The organism is Streptomyces physcomitrii (assembly GCF_012273655.1).
GTDB lineage: Bacteria > Actinomycetota > Actinomycetes > Streptomycetales > Streptomycetaceae > Streptomyces > Streptomyces physcomitrii.
This window is the reverse complement of sequence record NZ_JAAWWP010000027.1, coordinates 18529-36002: the sequence shown is the minus strand read 5'-3', so window position 1 is coordinate 36002 and position 17474 is coordinate 18529. Positions and strand designations below refer to the sequence as shown.

At 74.6% G+C, this 17474-nt stretch carries 14 protein-coding genes and 1 pseudogene; 11 read left to right on the top strand and 4 right to left on the bottom strand.

Translation table 11 applies throughout. The features are described 5' to 3' along the window. Positions 1 to 182: 182 nt before the first annotated feature. Entirely contained in the window at positions 183 to 2288 is a 2106-nt protein-coding gene (locus HFV08_RS28600) for a glycosyltransferase (RefSeq protein ID WP_168543353.1), read from the top strand. A 48-nt stretch (positions 2289 to 2336) separates the two neighbouring features. On the opposite strand, the gene HFV08_RS28595 is transcribed toward HFV08_RS28600, so the two are convergent. Continuing rightward, positions 2337 to 2771 (bottom strand): ATP-binding protein, encoded by a 435-nt coding sequence (locus tag HFV08_RS28595; protein WP_078844726.1) that lies wholly within the window; start codon positions 2769 to 2771, stop codon positions 2337 to 2339. Between the two features lie 327 nt (positions 2772 to 3098). Between HFV08_RS28595 and HFV08_RS28590 the strand changes: the two genes are divergently transcribed. From HFV08_RS28590 to HFV08_RS28560, 7 genes and pseudogenes are all read left to right on the top strand, one after another. Continuing rightward, complete coding sequence (locus HFV08_RS28590) at positions 3099 to 3971, top strand: Sco1979 family transcriptional regulator (RefSeq protein WP_168543352.1); 873 nt, start codon at positions 3099 to 3101, stop codon at positions 3969 to 3971. After that, positions 3968 to 4216: pseudogene (locus tag HFV08_RS28585) on the top strand (DUF397 domain-containing protein); the annotation flags it as partial. The gene HFV08_RS28590 and the pseudogene HFV08_RS28585, both read left to right, overlap by 4 nt. Before the next feature lie 107 nt (positions 4217 to 4323). Continuing rightward, positions 4324 to 5139: an SAM-dependent methyltransferase gene (locus tag HFV08_RS28580; RefSeq protein WP_168543351.1), complete on the top strand. Its 816-nt coding sequence runs from the start codon at positions 4324 to 4326 to the stop codon at positions 5137 to 5139. Between the two features lie 329 nt (positions 5140 to 5468). Then, positions 5469 to 5642: a hypothetical protein gene (locus HFV08_RS28575; RefSeq protein WP_159392984.1), complete on the top strand. Its 174-nt coding sequence runs from the start codon at positions 5469 to 5471 to the stop codon at positions 5640 to 5642. Continuing rightward, entirely contained in the window at positions 5639 to 5794 is a 156-nt protein-coding gene (locus HFV08_RS28570) for a hypothetical protein (RefSeq protein WP_168543350.1), read from the top strand. The genes HFV08_RS28575 and HFV08_RS28570 overlap by 4 nt, the downstream gene beginning before the upstream one ends. 124 nt (positions 5795 to 5918) lie before the next feature. Then, positions 5919 to 6569 carry a DUF6629 family protein gene (locus tag HFV08_RS28565; RefSeq protein WP_168543349.1) on the top strand — a complete coding sequence of 217 codons (651 nt, stop codon included), beginning with the start codon at positions 5919 to 5921 and terminating at the stop codon, positions 6567 to 6569. Between the two features lie 327 nt (positions 6570 to 6896). Then, positions 6897 to 7757: an SDR family oxidoreductase gene (locus tag HFV08_RS28560; protein WP_168543348.1), complete on the top strand. Its 861-nt coding sequence runs from the start codon at positions 6897 to 6899 to the stop codon at positions 7755 to 7757. Between the two features lie 94 nt (positions 7758 to 7851). On the opposite strand, the gene HFV08_RS28555 is transcribed toward HFV08_RS28560, so the two are convergent. Next, positions 7852 to 8529, bottom strand: a complete 678-nt coding sequence (locus HFV08_RS28555) for an ATP-binding protein (protein ID WP_168543347.1) — start codon at positions 8527 to 8529, stop codon at positions 7852 to 7854. Between the two features lie 147 nt (positions 8530 to 8676). Between HFV08_RS28555 and HFV08_RS28550 the strand changes: the two genes are divergently transcribed. After that, positions 8677 to 11643, top strand: a complete 2967-nt coding sequence (locus tag HFV08_RS28550; RefSeq protein WP_168543346.1) for a LuxR C-terminal-related transcriptional regulator — start codon at positions 8677 to 8679, stop codon at positions 11641 to 11643. A gap of 264 nt (positions 11644 to 11907) precedes the next feature. Here the strand turns inward: HFV08_RS28550 and HFV08_RS28545 are convergent, their stop codons facing one another. Next, positions 11908 to 12525: a snapalysin family zinc-dependent metalloprotease gene (locus tag HFV08_RS28545; protein WP_168543345.1), complete on the bottom strand. Its 618-nt coding sequence runs from the start codon at positions 12523 to 12525 to the stop codon at positions 11908 to 11910. 271 nt (positions 12526 to 12796) lie between these two features. Here HFV08_RS28545 and HFV08_RS28540 point away from each other — a divergent pair, with 271 nt between their 5' ends. After that, positions 12797 to 14023 (top strand): metallophosphoesterase, encoded by a 1227-nt coding sequence (locus HFV08_RS28540; RefSeq protein ID WP_168543344.1) that lies wholly within the window; start codon positions 12797 to 12799, stop codon positions 14021 to 14023. A gap of 164 nt (positions 14024 to 14187) precedes the next feature. Here the strand turns inward: HFV08_RS28540 and HFV08_RS28535 are convergent, their stop codons facing one another. Next, positions 14188 to 16476, bottom strand: coding sequence for a glycoside hydrolase family 3 N-terminal domain-containing protein (locus HFV08_RS28535; RefSeq protein WP_168543343.1), 2289 nt, complete (start codon positions 16474 to 16476; stop codon positions 14188 to 14190). 313 nt (positions 16477 to 16789) lie between these two features. On the opposite strand from HFV08_RS28535, the gene HFV08_RS28530 reads away from it, so the two are divergent. After that, positions 16790 to 17275 carry an SRPBCC family protein gene (locus HFV08_RS28530; protein WP_168543342.1) on the top strand — a complete coding sequence of 162 codons (486 nt, stop codon included), beginning with the start codon at positions 16790 to 16792 and terminating at the stop codon, positions 17273 to 17275. Positions 17276 to 17474: the final 199 nt, after the last annotated feature.

Below are 17474 nucleotides of genomic sequence, written 5' to 3'. Positions count from 1 at the left end.
AGAGCGACACGAACAAGACGGTCCTTCTTTGACTGAATCCGACATTACGTGACTTAATGTCCCGGCCGGTCGGCGCACGGTGAGGGCGCGGCCGGGCAGCCCCGCGCAGCGCGCGCGGGGAACGGTGGTCCGCGAACCGCCCGCGGGCGGGAGCGCGGCCTGGGCGCCCGGGGGCGTGAGCAGTGAAGATCGTGTTCTTGATCCACAACGCCTTCGGGATCGGCGGCACCATCCGCTCGACGGCGAACCTCTCCGGGGCGCTGGCCGCCCGCCACCAGGTCGAGGTCGTCAGCGTGCACCAGGTCGCCGACACCCCGCGGCTGCCGCTCGACCCGCGGGTGCGGCTCACCTCGCTGCTCGACGTGCGCGAGGGCGCGCCGGACGCGGACCCGCCGCCGGAGCCGGGCAACACCATGTTCCCCGACGCGGGCGTGGACTTCGGCACCCTGCGCTACACCGCCCGGCACGACCGGCGGATCGCGGCCTTCCTCCAGCGCACCGACGCCGACGTGGTGATCGCGACCCGCCCGATCCTCAACGGCTACCTCGCCCGCCACGGCCGCCGCCGCGCCCTGCGCATCGGCCAGGAGCACCTCTCCCTGGACGCGCACGGCGACCGGCTCCAGCGCGACCAGAACGCCGCGATCCGCGCCCTCGACGCCTTCGTCACGGTCTCCGAGGCCGACGCCGCCCAGTACCGCGCGGCCCTGCCCGGCGCGGCCACCGAGATCCGCTGCGTGCCCAACGGCGTACCCGCCCCCGGCACCGAGCCCGCGAGCCTCGACTCCCAGGTGGTCGTCGCGGCCGGGCGCCTGGTCCACGTCAAGCGCTACGACCGGCTGATCAGGGCCTTCGGGATGCTGGCCGAGGACCACCCGGAGTGGACCCTCAGGCTGTACGGCCGGGGCCCCGAACGCGCCCGGCTGCGCGAGCAGATCGACCGCTCGGGCCTGTACGACCGGGTGTCCCTGCGCGGCGCCGTCGCCCCGATCGAGACCGAGTGGGCCAAGGGCTCGGTCGCCGCGGTCTGCTCGGACATGGAGTCCTTCGGGATGACCATCGTCGAGGCGATGCACTGCGGGGTGCCGGTGGTCGCCACCGACTGCCCGCACGGGCCCAGCGAGATCATCGGCCACGGCAGGGACGGACTCCTGGTCCCCCTCGACGGCACGGAGCAGGAGATCACCGCCGCCTACGCCCGCGCCCTCGGCTCCCTGATGTCCGACGAACCCCGGCGCCGCCGCCTCGGCGACGCCGCCCGCGCCAGGGCCGCCGCCTACGCCCCCGAGGCCTGCGCCCGCGCCTACGAGGACCTCTTCGCCGCGCTGCGCACCGCCCGCGGCGGCGCCGGAGGACCGGGTCTGCTCGGCCGGGTGCGCGCGGCGCTGCGTCCCCCGGCGGCGCGGACCGGACCGCGCCGGGCCGCCGCGGCGCCCGAGGACCACCCCGCGCCGGTGCCCCCGCTCGCCTTCGCCCGCGCGACCTCCGAGGGCGGGGTCCAGGTGCGGTTCGAGGCGCCGGATCTGCCGCCCGGGGAGTTCGACTTCGTCGCCAGGCTGCGCCGGGATCCCGAACACCGGGAGATCCGGACCCCGTTGCGTCCGCCGGGCGCCTTCGAGCCGCGCCAGGTCGGGGTCACCCTGAAGCAGGGCGAGCACCTGCTCGCCGAGGGCCGCTGGGACTGCTACCTCGCGGAGCACGGCACGGGCCGGCGGGTCCGGCTGGTCTCCGGGCTCACCGAGCAGGCCCGGCTCCTCGGACGGCCGCCGGTCCTGGACGCGCAGGGCGTCTCGGCCTGGATCCCGTACACCACCGAGGACGGCTATCTGGCGCTGCGCACCTGGCGCCGCCCCGCGCACGCCGAGGTCGGGCGGCTGCGGGTCGGCGAGGACGCCGCGCGGCTGACCGCGCATCTGCTCACCCTCGCGGAGGTCCCGCTCGACGGGGCCCGGGTGCGGGCGGCCTCCCGCGCCGGAGCGGAGTACGACTTCACGGTGCCGGTCGAGCCGCTCGGCGAGGACGTCTTCCGGTGCGTGCTCCCGTACCGCGCCGCGCTCGCGCGCCGGGCGGTCGCGCACGATGTCTGGGACCTCGCCCTGGAGACGGCCGCGGACGCCGGGCCCATCCCGCTCGGGCGCATCACCGGCGACGGCGTCGACCGCAAGAGGACCGATGTGTTCCCGGTCCGGCTGCACCCGCACCCCGTCCGGGGCACCACCCGCGTCAAGCCCTTCTTCACTGTCCGCAACGACCTCGCGCTGAGCGCCCGGGACCTCGACCCGGAGTAGAGCCCGAGTCCCCGTCCGGCCTTGCCCGGACGGGGACTTGACGCAGGCTCAGAGATCGAACCGCAGGACCGCCCAGACCGCCTTGCCCCCGGTACGGGTCGAGCGGGCCGCCCCCCAGGAGTCCGCCAGTTGCTGCACGATCAGCAGGCCCCGGCCGCCCTCGTCCTCCGGGCCCGCCTGCGCGCCGGGCGGGCAGACCGCCATCTGCCCCTCGTCGTGCACCTCGATCCGCAGCCGGGTCCCCGAGGTCAGCGAGAGCCCGCACAGCACCCGGCTGCTCCCGGAGTGGACGACGGCGTTGGTCGCCAGTTCGGAGACGAGCAGCACCGCGTCCGCGCACACCTCCCCGGGCAACTGCCAGGCGCGCAGCCTTCCGCGCACGGTGTCCCGCGCGACGCGCATGTTCGTACGGAGTGAGGAGAGGCCGAACCAGTGCTCCCGGGGCGGGTAGGGGAGCGCTAACGGGCGGGGCGAAGAGACCATGTGGGGGGTCACGTTGATCGCTTTCCAGGGAGGGCGGACGCGGTGCGGAGGACGGACCTGAGCGGGCGCCCGGCACGGAAGGCGGACGCAGGGCCGGGCTCGACCTGCTGCCTCGACGCCGAATGTGCAACTCCCCAGCCGTAGCCGCGAGTTGACGGCCGACGGTCCGATCGGAGGGGCTCGCTCACAGACGTCATCATGCTCGTAGGTCAGTTCATGCTGCAACCGGAACCCTGATATTTTCAGAAGGACGCTCTCGGGCTAGCGAGATCATCAAGTCGCTGTCACACTCGGAATGTTGACTGACCCTCAGGAGGTAGGCGGAGCGTGAGCGAAGCTCGATCCGGCGCCGGCACCAGTGCGCCGACGGTGCTGCGCATGATCCTCGGCCGCAGGCTGCAGGACATGCGCCAGGCCGCGGGAGCCTCCCTGGACGACGCCGCCAAGGCCCTGCGGGTGACGTCGCTGACCATCCGCCGCCTGGAGAAGGCCGAGGTCGCCCTCAAGCCCCTCTACGTCGAGAAGCTCCTGGAGACCTACGGCGCCGGGCGGCAGGAGATCGAGGAGTTCGTCGACCTGGCCGAACAGGCCAACAAGCCCGGCTGGTGGCACGTCTACCGCGATGTGGTGCCCACCTGGTTCACCGCCTACGTCAGCCTGGAGACCGGCGCCACCACCCTGCGCACCTACGAGCCGCACTACGTCACCGGGCTCCTCCAGACCCGCGCCTACGCCCGCGCCGTCCTGAGCGGCGGCCTCTCGCACGGCCCCGAGGAGGAGCTGGAGCGCCGGGTCGACCTGCGGCTGCGGCGCCAGGGACTCCTCGAACGGGAGCAGGCGCCGACCGTCTGGGTGGTCATGGAGGAAGCCGTACTGCACCGGGTCGTCGGCGGCCCCGAGGTGATGCGCGAGCAGATCGACCGCCTCCTGGAGGTCTCGGAGCTGCCGCACGTCAGCATCGACATCCTGCCCTTCACCGTCGGCGCCCATGTCGGGGCCTGCGCCCCCTTCACCTACTTCCGGTTCGAAGAGCCGGAGCTGCCGGACATCGTCTACAGCGAGGTCCTCTCGGCCTCCATGTACATGGACCAGCGTGAGGACGTCGTCGCTCATCTCGAAGCGCACAACAGGATGTCCCTGCTGACCTCCTCCCAGGAGAGCAAGGCGCTCCTGAACCGCATGCGCAAGGAGTACTCATGAGCATCGCCGACGGCAGCGTCTACAACGGCATGCCCGCCACGGACCTCGGCGAACACGGCTGGGAGCGGCCGTGGAGCGGTCCCAACGGCGGCCAGTGCGTGGAGACCAAGCTGCTCGCCGACGGACGGATAGCGGTACGCCAGTCGACCGACCCGGCCGGGCCCGCGCTGATCTACACGCCCGAGGAGATCGGCGCCTTCGTCCAGGGCGTCAAGCAGGGCCTGGCCGATCACCTCACGGCCGGATCCGGCGGACAGCGGACCACCAGCAACGCCAGAGAGGGAAAGGCGACGGGTCACCTCAGACCCCGGGCCACCCGGCACACCGCAGTACATCTTCTGGAAGGGACAGGATGAGCAGCACCCACCTCGGCCGGGATCTCGACACCACCAGGCCGCACTCCGCGCGTATGTACGACTATTACCTGGGCGGCAAGGACCACTTCGCGATCGACAAGCAGGCCGCCGAGTCGGCCGCCGAGGCCAATCCGAACGTCTTCGCCTGCGCCCGGGAGAACCGCGCCTTCATGCACCGTGCCACCCGGGCGCTGGCCCAGGAGCACGGCATCCGCCAGTGGCTCGACATCGGTACCGGGATACCCACCGAACCGAATGTGCACCAGGTCGCGCAGTCGGTGGTCCCCGAGGCCCGGGTGGTCTACGCGGACAACGACCCGCTGGTCCTGAAGTACGCCGAGCGCCTGATGCGCAGCTCACAGCAGGGCCGCACCGCCTATATCGAGGCCGACTTCCACGACCCCGACTCGCTGCTGAACGCGCCCGAGCTGGGCGAGGTCCTCGACCTCTCCCAGCCGATCGCCCTGTCGCTGAACGCGCTGCTGCACTTCGTCACCGACGACGCCGACCCGTACGGCATCGTCGGCCGGCTGATGGGGGCCCTGCCCTCGGGCAGCGCCCTCGCGCTCAGCCACGCCACACCCGAATTCGACCCGCCCACCTGGGAGAAGCTCGCCTCCGTCTACAACGGCGCGGGCACTCCGGTGCGGTTCCGTACGAAGGCGGAGGTGGCCCGCTTCTTCGAGGGGCTCGACCTGCTCGAACCCGGTCTCACCATCTGCCACCGCTGGCGGCCCACCCAGGTCGACGGGCCCGACACCCCCACGGACACCCAGATCAGCCTGTGGGCGGGGGTGGGCATCAAGCCGTGACGCGCGAGCACCACGGCGGTGCCGTCCGCCGGGCCTGACCGGCGGACGGCGGCAGAGACCACGACCAGCTTCTCCCCGGGGGCAGTTCCAGAAACGAATCCGATCACGTGCGCGCCGCCCACCCCCACCCGCGCGGACGTTTTCGAGGGAGTCCCGATGAACACGGTGGCACCGCGTGCGAGAGCACGGTCGTGCGACGAGGCAGCGGTGGCCGGGCAGGGGAACCCGCCACCCGAGCCGGGGACGGGAACCCGCGGGCACGCCCGCCTCGGCCCCGCACGGTCCCGGTCCGGTGAACCGGCGGGGCGCGGCCGGGGAGGCGGGGCGGCATGATCGTGCAGGACGCCTACGACCTCTTCCTGGCACACCTCGTCGACTGTGCCCGCTGCCGCAAGGCACCCGGCGGTGAGCTGTGCTGCACCGGCCGGGGCCTGAAGACCACCTGGACCGAGGCCCGCCGCGCCTCCTCGGCCCAGCACCGCAGGAAGAGGACTGTCGCATGATCTGCGTCCGCTGCCAGCAGGGCATCACCCCGGGCGAGCCGTACGAGGAACACCACCACGACTCGTCCTCGGCGGCCGGCTGCACCAACTACTCGCACAAGAGGTGCCCCGAGGACGAGGAATCCGCCGGCTCCTCCCGGGGCGACCGGTGAGCCGGGGGATGCCCGCCGGTCAGGGCTCCGTCCGCCCCGCCTTCGATAAGCGCGCGACGGAGAAGCCCAGACCCTAGTCTTCGGATCCGACGGTGATGTCCGCGGACCGGAGGCATGAGGCGCCATGTGCTGGAGTGCGACTGCCGACCTGGTGGCCGGTGCCGCCGTCACCGCGGTCGGGGCGGCCGCCGTCGCCGCCGTCCGCAGGCCCGGCGATCTGCCGCTCGCCGCGCTCCCGCTGCTCCTCGGCGCGCACCAGCTCATCGAGGCGGCGATCTGGCGGGCGGACGGGGGCACCGGCCCCGCCACCGTGGCCTGGGCGGTGATCGCCCTCCCCCTGCTGCCCTTCTGGGTCCCGCTCGGCGTGCTCTGCGCCGCCCGGCCCGGAACCCGGCGCCGGCTGCTGCCCCTGCTCGTCCTCGGCACGGCCACCGCGGCGGCGCTCACCCAGGTGCTCCTGACCCGGACCGTACGCGCGGAGGTACGGGGCCACACCATGGCGTACGCGATCGGGCTCCCGTACCCGCACCTCCTGCTCGCGGGCTATCTGCTCGCCACCCTCGGCCCGCTGCTGCTCTCCCGCGACCGCCTCCTGGTGCTGCTCGGCGCGCTGGCCTCGGCGGGGGCGCTGGTGTGCGGGCTGCTGTGGCGACTGGAGTTCATCTCGACCTGGTGCGCCTTCGCCGCGCTCTGCTCGGTGGTGCTGCTCGCCTGGGCGAGGGGGCGGCGCCGGACGTCCGGGCCCCGGCAGGACGGACACCCTGTCCCGCCGTGAGACCTGGCGATCGCGCACCGCCCTCCGGGCGACGAGCCGCCTTCCGGGCGAGGACGCGCAGGGCCGGACCGGCGGCTCCAGGGCCTGTCGTCACACTTCCCTCGTCGCCCGGAGGGCGGCGTTGCGGCGTCTGGTGCGTGCTCGCTGGGGGTACCCCCTGCTCGAAGAGCTGGGGGGAGTGCCGGGTGCAAGGCCTCGTACTGGATGTACTCGGCCTTACGCCCGGTGCGGCGAGAGTGCGTGCCAGGCGTCGCAACGCAGAGGGGAGTGTGACGACAGGCCCTAGGCTCGGAGCGCACCCGACGGCACCCGCGAAAGGCCCCGCCCATGAATTCCGCCCCCACCCTCGCGGTGACCGGCGCCACCGGCCGTCTCGGCGGGCGGGTGGCCCGCCGTATCGCCGCCTCCGGAACCCCGCAGACCCTGGTGGTCCGCGACCCGGCCCGTGCCCCGCAGCTGCCCGGCGCCCGCGCGGTGCCCGGCAGCTTCGGCGACCGGGAGGCGGTGCGGGAGGCGCTGCGCGGGGTCGACCGGGTGCTGATGGTCTCGGCCTCCGAGTCCGCCGACCGGGTCCGGGAGCACCGCGTCTTCGTGGACGCCGCCGTCGAGGCGGGGGTGGCGCATCTGGTGTACGTCTCCTTCCAGGGGGCCTCGCCCGAGGCGGCGTTCACCCTGGCCCGCGACCACTGGGCGACCGAGCAGCACATCCGCGCCTCCGGGCTCGGCTTCACCTTCCTGCGGGACAACCTCTACGCCGACTTCATGCCGGGCCTGGTCGGCGAGGACGGGATCATCCGGGGCCCCGCGGGCCGCGGCCGGGCCGCCGTGGTCACCCAGGACGACATCGCGGAGGCGGCCGTGGCGGTGCTGAGCGACGCCCCCCGGCACCTCGGGGCCACCTACGACCTCACCGGCCCCGAGGCGCTCGGCCTGGACGAGGTCGCCGCCCTGCTCTCCGACCACCTCGGCCGCGAGATCGCCTACCGGCCGGAGACCGTCGAGGAGGCCTACGCCTCGCGCCGCTCCTTCGGCGCCCCCGACTGGCAGCTGGACGCCTGGGTCTCCACGTACACCGCCATCGCGGCCGGTGAACTGGCCGCGGTCAGCGACGCGGTACCCCGGCTGACCGGCCACCCCGCCACCAGCCTGGACCAGCTGCTGCGGCTGGACGGCGCCGAGCTGGCCTGAACTCGCCTGTGGTGGAGCGCGCGCGGTGGTCCGGGCGCCGGGTGCGTGGGGGTGTGCGCGCCGGGACGCGGAGGAGTGCGTGCGCCCCGCAGTCTCAGCGGGCGCCCGGCGCGGTGGACAACCGGGGCAGGAATCCGCAGTCCGTACGCCCCGCGAGGTGAGCCGGCTCACTCCCCGGTCGCCGCCGGGGCGCAACGCGCGGGGCCGCCTCGTCGTCTTGCCGGACACAGCGCGCGACCGCGTCCGACGCCCCCTCGGGAGCCTCGGCGTCACCGGCGGCCGGGCCGGAACCAGGAGGCGGTATGGCGAAGACGGCGGTCACCGTGGTCCCGGTGCTCCCGCGGTGGATCTCGCACCGGGTGGCACAGGACCGGACCAGGTCCAGCCCCCGGCCCCCGCAGGGGAGGGCGGCCGCGTTCCGGGCATCCTCCGGCGGCGCCTCGCGGGGCGCGGGCAGCCACCGTCCCGTGTCGGCGACGGACAGGACCGCGGCTCCCGCGCGGAGCCGGAGGGTGAGGGTCAGCTGCGGGCTGCCGCTGTGCCGCAGCGCGTTGGTGCCGAGTTCGGTGGCGGCCAGCCCGAGAGTGTGCGCCAGGTCCTCCGGGAGCCCCCAGGTGCGGGCCAGGTGCCGTACGAACCGCCGCAGCCGCGGGATCGCCGCGGGGCCCGCGGTCAGGGCGCACACCGCGAACGGTGCGCCGCCCCGGGCCGGTGCCGCCTCCGGGTGGTCCCTCGCGGGCGGGGTCCCCGTCGGGGACTCGGGACTGGTCACGGGATCCTCCTGCCGTGCGACGCTCCGGGAGCCTTCCGGACTCCATGTCCGGAACATCCGCTTATGCGGCCACTCTCCCCGTGTCTGCACGGGCATCTCAATCGGGGCAGACTGATGTACGGGTACGTAAAAAAACCGGACCGAGGGATGACAGAGGGCACAGAGGTCGGCGCGGACGGTGCCCGCCCCGCACGAGAGCGCTGGTGGCGGCTGCGGACCGCGCGCGCCCGGACGCGCGGCCCCCTGCTCCTCCTCGTCGAGGGCGCGGCCGGAACCGGGAAGAGCGCCCTGATCACCCGGCTCCTGGAATGCCGCGAGTTCGCGGCGGCCGAGCACCACCTCCTGGACTGCACCCCGACCGGCCTGCGGACACGTGAACCGGCACGCGGTGAGGGGAAGCCGACTCGTGGTGAGGGGAAACCGGCCCGCGGTGAAGGGCAGCCGGGCCGCACCGAGGTGAACCGGGCCCGCTCGGAGGCGACGCCGCCCCTCACCGAGGAGAGCGCGACCGGCCCCGTCAGGACAGCGACCCGCCCCACCGGGACAGCGACCCGCTCCGACGAGACACCCCGGCCCCCCGCCGGGAGCCCGCTCCCCGCGCTCGCCTCGGACCCGCCCGCGCACCCCCTCGTCCTGGTGGCCGACGACGCGCACCTGGCGGACGAGGAGTCCCTGAACGCCCTGTGGCGGTGGCTCGACCGGCCGGTACGGGAGGACCTCACCCTGGTGCTCGCCTACCGGCCGGAGGAGCTGCCGGTCCCCGGTCTGCCCTGGGGCCGGGAGCGGGACTACCCCGCCCGGCTCACCGTGCTGCGGCACCGCCTCGCGCCCCTGGACGAGGAGCGGACCGCGGACCTCGCGCGGACGGCGCTCGGGCCCGGAGTGTGCGGCCCCGGCTTCACCGCACGGCTGCACGCGCGGTCCGGCGGCAACCCGCAGGTGCTCGTCGATCTGCTCGGGCTCTGCGCCCCCGCGGACGGCGACACCCGGCCCCGTACCGCGGAGGACGTGGACGAGGCCGGGGTACCGGCGCGCCTGGCCACCCTGACCCTGCGGCGGCTGGCCGCGCTGCCCGGGCCCTGCCGTCCGGTGGTGGAGGCGGCCGCGGTCCTCGACGTGCCCGCGCTCTCCGGCGAGCTGGCCGCGGTCTCCCGCTGCCCCGACCCCGAGGCGGCGCTCACCGCGGCCCTGGCGGCGGGACTCCTGGAGGAGAGCGGGCAGGACGGTTACCGCTTCGGGGTGCCGCTGGCCGCGCGGGCGGTCCGGGAGCATCTGCCGGGGCCCGTGCGGGAGCGGCTGCACCGGGCCGCCGCCGAGATGCTGGGCCGCGAGCAGCCGGTGCCCTGGGAGCGGGTCGCCGGGCACCGCCGCGGCGCCCGGCAGCTGCGGCTGTGGCTGCGGGCCGTGGAGCGCGCCGCCCGGCACTACGGCGGGACCGGCGACCATCTGGCCGCGATCAGCCTGCTCGAACGCACCCTCGCCGTGGCCCGGGTCCCCCGGCAGCTGCGCGACCGGCTGGCGATCCTGCTCGCCCACAACGCCCTGGAGGGCCCCCGCTCGGATCGGGCGGTGCAGGTCCTCCGGCAGATCATCGACGACCCGGACCTCGACCGGGGGGTACGCGGGGAGGCCCGGCTCGACCTCGGCATGCTGCTGAGCAACCAGGCGGGGCAGCCGCTGGAGGGCAACACCGAACTCATCCGCGCCGTCGAGGAGTTGGCCGACCGCCCCGCCCTCGCTTCCCGGGCCATGTCCCATCTGGCGATGCCGGACTGGCCCGGGCTCTCGCTGGCCGAGAACATGCGGTGGCTGGAGGGCGCCGAGGAGGCGGCCGAGCGCTCCGGGGACGAGGTCGCCAGGGCCGCGGTGCTCGCCAACCGCCTCAGCGCGCTGCTCGGCACCGGCCACCCGGCGGCCCGCGCCCTCCTCGACCGGCTGCCGCGCGAGCACGGACTGCTCGCCTGCCGCCAGCACGCGGCCCGCGGTCTGGTCAACGCGGGCGAGGACGCGGTGGGCATCGGCGACTACGCGCTGGCCACCCGACTGCTCGCCGAGGGCATCGAGTTGTCCCGGCGCACCGGCACCCCGTACAACGTCGCCAGCGGGCGCGGGGCCCAGCTGCTCCGCGACTGGATGACCGGTCACTGGGAGGACCTGCCCGAGCGGGCCCGGGCCTTCGCCGACGAGTCCGAGGGGATGCCGATGCTCAGCGGGCTGCCCGGGATGGCGCTCGCCGGGCTCGCGCTGGCCCGCGGCGACTGGGCCGAGGTCGAGCGGCGCCTGTACGGGCCCCACGCGCCTGCCGAGAACGCCGCGCCGGTGACGGTGATGGCGATGGCCTCCGCGCTGCGCATCCGGCTCGCGCTCGCCCGCGGCCAGCGCGAGGAGGCGGCCGCGGAGACAGCCGTGGCCTGGCGGCGGCTGCGCGCCAAGGGCGTCTGGGTGTGGGCCGCCGAGTCGGCGCCCTGGGCCCTGGACGCCGTGCTCGGCACGGGGCAGCGGGAGCAGGCCCGGTCGATGGTCGAGGAGTTCGCCGCGGGCCTTCAGGGCAGGGACGCCCCCGCGGCGAGCGCCGCCCTGGAGTGGTGCCGGGGAGCGCTGGCCGAGGCGGAGGGCGAGGTGGCCGAGGCGGTCGGCCGCTTCCGCGGTGCCGGTGCCGCCTTCGCCGCGCTGCCCCGGCCTTATCTGGCGGCGCTCGCGACGGAGCGGGCCGGTACCCTCGCCGCCGCCGCGGGGACGGACCGGGCCCTCGGCGAACTCCAGCGCGCGGTGGCCGAGTTGAGCGGACTCGGCGCGCTCTGGGACGCGGCACGGGTGCGCGCGGTGCTGCGCGACCTCCAGCCGCCCGAGGAGCGCCGCCCGCGCGGCAGGCCCAGCTACGGCGGCCGGCTCTCGCCGCGCGAGGAGGAGGTCGCGCGCTTCGCCGCCTCCGGCCTGACCAACCGGGAGATCGCGCTGACGCTGCACCTGTCGCCGCGCACCGTCGAGCAGCACATCGCGCACGCCATGCGCAAGACCGGGGCGCAGACCCGGGCGGGGCTCGCCGCCCTGCCGCCCGAGCCGCCGGACCAGGGCGCCGCCGGAGAGCGGGACGCGCCGGACGCCCGGACCTGAACCTCCGGCCCCCTGGTTTCCCGGTTCCGTGGTTCCCCGGTTCCCCGGGTTCCGCGACTCCCCGGAACCCGAAGGCGCCGGTGCACGGGTGAGGAGTCTCCCGGGCACCGGCGCCCTGTGCCGTGAGCGGCTCCGGCCGCGGGGGCGTGGGTGGCCGCCCCCGCGGCGCGGTCCGTTCAGCCGCTCAGGGCGTGCCCGGCGCCGGGCGCCGGGCCGTTCGCGCCCCCGGGAGCAGCCGCCGGAACGCTCCCCGGGGTGCCGGCGTCACCGTCCGGCCCAGATCCGGTCCACCTCGGCGCGCTCGTCCGCGTCGGGCCGGGAGTTGGCGCAGTCCGGTCCCGCGCCGCCGCCGTACCCGGACATCAGCTCGCTGCACGGGCCCGCGTAGTGGTCGGGCAGGCCCAGGATGTGCCCGGTCTCGTGGGCGACGACGCGGGTGGGGTCGAAGCCCTCGTCGGCCATCTGCTTGCTGTCCAGGTAGACGAAGCCGCCGTCGCGGCTGGCGTGCGAGCCCTGGCCCTCGCCCTCGCGGTAGAGGAAGTCGCCCTCGCCGTCGGTCTCCTCCAGCCGCACATTGCGCACCGAGCTGTTCCAGATCTCGGTGCTGGCGTCGATGATCTCCTGGTAGCCCGGCGCCGCCGAGTCGTTGTAGGTGAGGGTCACGGTCTGCAGGCCGGGCTGTTCGGCCTGCTTGGCGCGGGCCGCCCGCAGGACCAGCTCGGAGAAGTCCCCGCCGGCGGCGTCCCCGCCCTGGGCGTAGGCGGCGACGGCGGTGCGGGAACTGTCCGCGCCGGCCGCCTCGGCGGTGGCCGGCAGCGCGGCGGCCGCGGCCACCGCCGCGAGGCCCAGGGCGAGGCGCAGCGCGCGTGGGTGTGCACTCATGGGGGGTGTGCTCCTGTTCGTCTCCGGCGCGCCGCACGGGCCGTTGTCTCGCCGCGGGCCGGCCGGGTGACGAGCACTCTGGTCGTGTGCTCATGGGCACGACAATCAGGAGGGCACCGGCTACGCATACGTAGAAAATGGCGCCGGTGCCGCGCCAAGTACCCACGGACCACCCGTAGTTGGCGCCAGACGCCCGGGGCACACGCCACGTACACGCTCTCTTCATGGATTCGCCATCAGCCGTGGCGGTCGGCATGAGAAGAAAGTCGCCATGTGCGATGACCTGATACCGCCGAGCGCGGACATGACCGAGCGGCAGTGGCTGGACGCGAAGGCGGCGGCGGGGGAGGCACCGGCGCCCGGGGAGGCACCCGGCGGCACCGCCCGCCTGGTGGGGCGCCGTTCGCTGCTCGGCGGGGCGGTGGCGGGCGCGGCCGCGCTGACCGTGCTGCCGGGTGCCACGGGCTTCCCGGCGGCGGCCGCCGGACGGGAGGCGGTGGAGAAGTTCCCGCTGCCCACCGCCCCGAACAGCGCCGGGGAGTTCGCCGTCCTGGTCACCGGGGACGCCGGGACCGGCGCCGAGGAGCAGTACGCGGTGGCGGCCGCCGCCCGCGAGGTCTGCCGCGCCGAGGGGGTCCAGCTGGCCGTGGGCCTCGGCGACAACATCTACGAGAACGGCCCCGAGTCCGACGACGACTCCGAGTTCCAGGAGAAGTTCGAGGCGCCCAACACCGGTATCGACGTGCCCTGGCTGATGGTCCTCGGCAACCACGACTGCTCCGGTCTCATCCCCGGCAGCGGCGGCGACCCCTCCCGCGGCGACCGCGAGGTGGCCTACGCCCGGACCTCCCCGCGCTGGTACATGCCCAGCCGCTACTACCAGGTCGCGCTGCCCGAAGGCGGGGCGCCGCTGGTCGAGTTCTTCGGGATCGACTCCAACCCGGTGGCCTCCTCGGTGATCCAGCTCGACCCGTACTACCACTGGGACGGTCCGTACATGCGCGAGCAGCGGGCCTGGCTGGACGGGGCGCTGTCCGCCTCCCGGGCGCGCTGGAAGATCGTGCTGAGCCACCACCCGTACCTGAACAACGGCAAGCACGGCAGCGCCGGTTCGTACGACGGCTTCACCTTCGGGGACTACACCAGCGGGATCCACCTCAAGGAGCTGTACGAGGAGGTGGTCTGCGGGCGGGCCGACCTGATCATGTCCGGGCACGACCACACCCTGCAGATCCTGGAGCCGACCGTGCGCACCGGCGGCACCCGGCCGGTGGTCTGCGGGGCGGCCGCCAAGTCCGGTGACGGCACAGCCCACTTCACGCACCCGGCGGCCTGGCAGGACTTCGCCGCCCGGGGGTTCATGCTGCTGCGGGCGAGCGCCGAGGCGCTGACCCTGGAGGCGTACACCGTCGATGTCGCCGCCGGCAAGGCGCAGTTGGCGCACCGGGTGCGCACCACGGTGCCGGTCGGCGAGGCGGGGGTCAGGGCCGGGCGCTGAGGCCGCCGACCGAACGGGCCGATTCGTGGGGCCCCTTGAGCCCGCTGGCCCTTGAGCCTCCTGCCCCTTGAGCCCCTGAGGCGGGTCCGTCCGGCATCGCGCCGGGCGGACCCGCCTCAGGTCACGCGGATCCACCGCCCTCGGGTGGTGCGGCCCCGCCGCCCTCAGGTGATCCGCAGCGTCCGCTTCTGCTCGGTGGCCGAACTGGCGCCCGCGTACACGTCGATAGTTCCCGGCTCGACCAGGAACTCGCCCTCGGGGGAGTTGGTCCAGAAGCCGAGGTCCTCGGCGCCCAGCGCGAAGCGGACCGTGGTGCGTTCGCCCGCCTCCAGGGTGACCCGGCGGAACCCGCGCAGCCTGCGCACCGGTTGGGCCAGGCTCGCCGCGAGGTCGTGCACATAGAGCTGCACCACCTCGTCCCCGGCGCGCTTGCCGGTGTTGCGCACGCTGACCGTGACCTCGACCGTGCGCCCGCCACGCAGTGCCGCGGCGGAGATCCGGTCGGCGCCCAGGCGCGGGGCGCCCACCTCGAAGCGGGTGTAGCTGAGCCCGTGGCCGAAGGGGAAGCGCGGACCGTGCGCCAGGTCCAGGTACTTGGAGGTGTACTTGTTCTCCGGGTCGTAGGGGCGGCCGGTGTTCTCGTGGTTGTAGTAGACGGGGATCTGCCCGGCCGAGCGCGGGAAGGTGACCGGCAGCTTGCCGCCCGGGTTGACCTTGCCGAACAGGACGTCGGCGACCGCGTTGCCCGCCTCGACACCCGGGTGCCAGGCCTCCAGGACGGCGGGTGCCTTCGCCAGCCAGTCGCCGAGGACCAGGGGGCGGCCGTTGACCAGGACCACCACGTAGGGGCGGCCGGTCGCCGCCACCGCCTCGATCAGCTTCTCCTGGGCGCCGGGCAGGGTGATGTCGCTGCGCGCCGCGGCCTCGCCGCTCATCGCCGCGGGCTCGCCGACCACCACGACGGTGACCTCGGCCGCCTTCGCCGCGGCGACCGCCGCCGCGATGCCGCCGGTGTCCTCGCCCTCGGGGTCGGTGCCGCGGGCGTGGGTGACCTTCGCCTTCGGGGCGGCCTTCCGCACCGCGTCCAGGATCTTCCCGGCCGGGAAGCGCTCCTGCGCCTTGGGGATGACCCAGGTGCCGAGCAGATCGGCCGAGTCGGCGAAGGGGCCGACCACCGCGATCGAGCCCACCGAGGTGCTCAGCGGCAGCGCCCCGTCCTCGTTCTTGAGGAGCACCATGGAGCGGGCGCCGGTCTCCCGGGCCGCCGCCCGCGCCTTCGCGCTCGGCTCGTCGACCGCCTCGGACTCGTCCACGTACGGCTTCTCGAAGAGGCCGAGGGTGAACTTCAGGCGCAGGATCCGGGTGACCGCCTCGTCGAGCCGGGCCCGGCTGATGGCGCCCTGGGCGAGCAGCTTCGCGCCGTGGTCGACCAGATGGGTGCTGGTCATCTCCATGTCCACCCCGGCGTTCAGGGTGAGCCGGGCCGCGTCCGCGCCGTCCTCGGCGAAGCCGTGCGGGATCAGTTCCTGAACGCCGGTCCAGTCGCTGACCACGACCCCGCCGAACTTCCACTCGCGCTTGAGGATCTGGGTCAGGGTGTGGGTGTTCCCGTGCGCGGGGATGCCGCTGACGGTGTTGAAGGAGGCCATCACGGTGGCCGCGCCCGCGTCCAGGGCGGCCTTGAAGGGCGGCAGGTAGTGGTTGCGCAGCCGCGACTCGGAGACGTCGACGGTGTTGTAGTCCCGGCCGCCCTCGGCGCCCCCGTAGCCGACGAAGTGCTTGGCGCAGGCGGCCACCCGGTCCTTCGCCCGCAGACTCTCGCCCTGGTAGCCGCGTACCTTCGCGGCGGCGAACTCGGCCGTCAGATACGGGTCTTCACCGTTGCCCTCGGCGATCCGGCCCCAGCGCGGCTCGTGGGTGACGTCCATCATCGGGGCGAAGGTCCAGTGCACGCCGTTGGAGCGGGCCTCCCGCGCGGAGACCTCGGCGTCCAGGGCGCTGACCTCGGGGTCGAAGCTGGCGGCCTGGGCGAGCGGAATGGGAAACGTTGTCCAGAATCCGTGGATCACGTCCAGACCGAAGAGCAGCGGGATGCCGAGCCGGGACTCCTCCACCGCGATCCGCTGGAGCGCGTTGGTCGCCTCGGCGCCGAGGATGCTCAGCACCGAACCGAGCCGCCCGGCCCGCGCCGCGTCCTCGATCTCCTTGGTCTCGCCGCCGCCGGGCCCGGTGTCCCAGGTCCACGGCAGCTGCTGGAGCTGGCCCAGCTTCTCCTCGACGGTCATCCGCTTCAGGAGCGCGCGGATCCGCGCGTCGTGCGGGCCGGGCGCCAGCGGGGCCGGCCCCGCCGCGGCCGGTGCCCCGCTCGCGGCGGCGCCCTGCACCGCGGCGCCGGAGGCCACGGCCGCGCCGCCCACGGCGGACAGGAGGGTACGTCGTCTGATCACTGCCATGGCTTCACCACTTCGACTCAGGGTCCCGTCGATCGCCCGCTCTGCCTGCGAAAGATGAAGCGAAGCTAGGGGCGGCCCCGGTACCCGTCAAGGGTGCGGACCGAGGTGTTCCGTACCAGGTGAACCGGCCCGGCGGGCACTCCTGGACACCACCCGCCGCGCACCGCACCGCAGTTGACGCCCCGTCAGGAACGTGGCGTCCGCCACGACCCCTTGCCCCGGCGCGCTCCACGGGCGAGCCTTCGGGGGCCGCGTCACCTGTGCGGCGGCAGAGCGGGGCCACCGCGGCCGAGGAAGGAAAGGGACCGCATCCATGGAGCAGCCGGTTTCGGAGTCGATACGTATCGCCGTGCCCCCGGAGGCCGTCTACCGGGCCGTCGCGAACGTCGGCGACATGGGCCGCTGGAGCCCCGAGTGCACCGGCGCCCGGGTGAAGGACGTCGGTGCCGCCGGGCTCCAGGCGGGCGACCGCTTCACCGGGCGCAACGCCGTCGCCCGGCGGCTCCCCTGGTCGACCCGGTGCGTCGTCACGGCCGCCGAGCCCGGTCGGCGGTTCACCTTCGAGGTGCGGGGCGTGGGCCTGCCGGTCGCCGAGTGGAGCTACGCCTTCGCCCCCACCGCGGACGGCCGCTCCACCGAGGTCACCGAGACCTGGGTGGACCAGCGCGGCCCCCTGATGAGGGTCATCAGCACCCTGGTCAGCGGCGTACGCGACCGGTCCGCCCACAACCGCGGGACGATGCGGGTGACCCTCGCGCGGCTCAAGGAGTCCCTGGAGAGCGGGTACGAGGCGGCCTGAGCGGGGTACCACCGCGGTGGCCCGCGCCTGCCGCCCGGTGCCCGCGGCCCGGTATCCGCGGGAATCCCGCCGTGCAGCCGGGGGATCACTTCCGGGTGGCGCGGTTACGATGAGTGTCCGCGTACCGAAAGGCCCCGCCGGGCACGGCGGGCATCCACGCCGGTTCGGGCGCACACTCGGTAGGGCGGGGGCGCCCGCG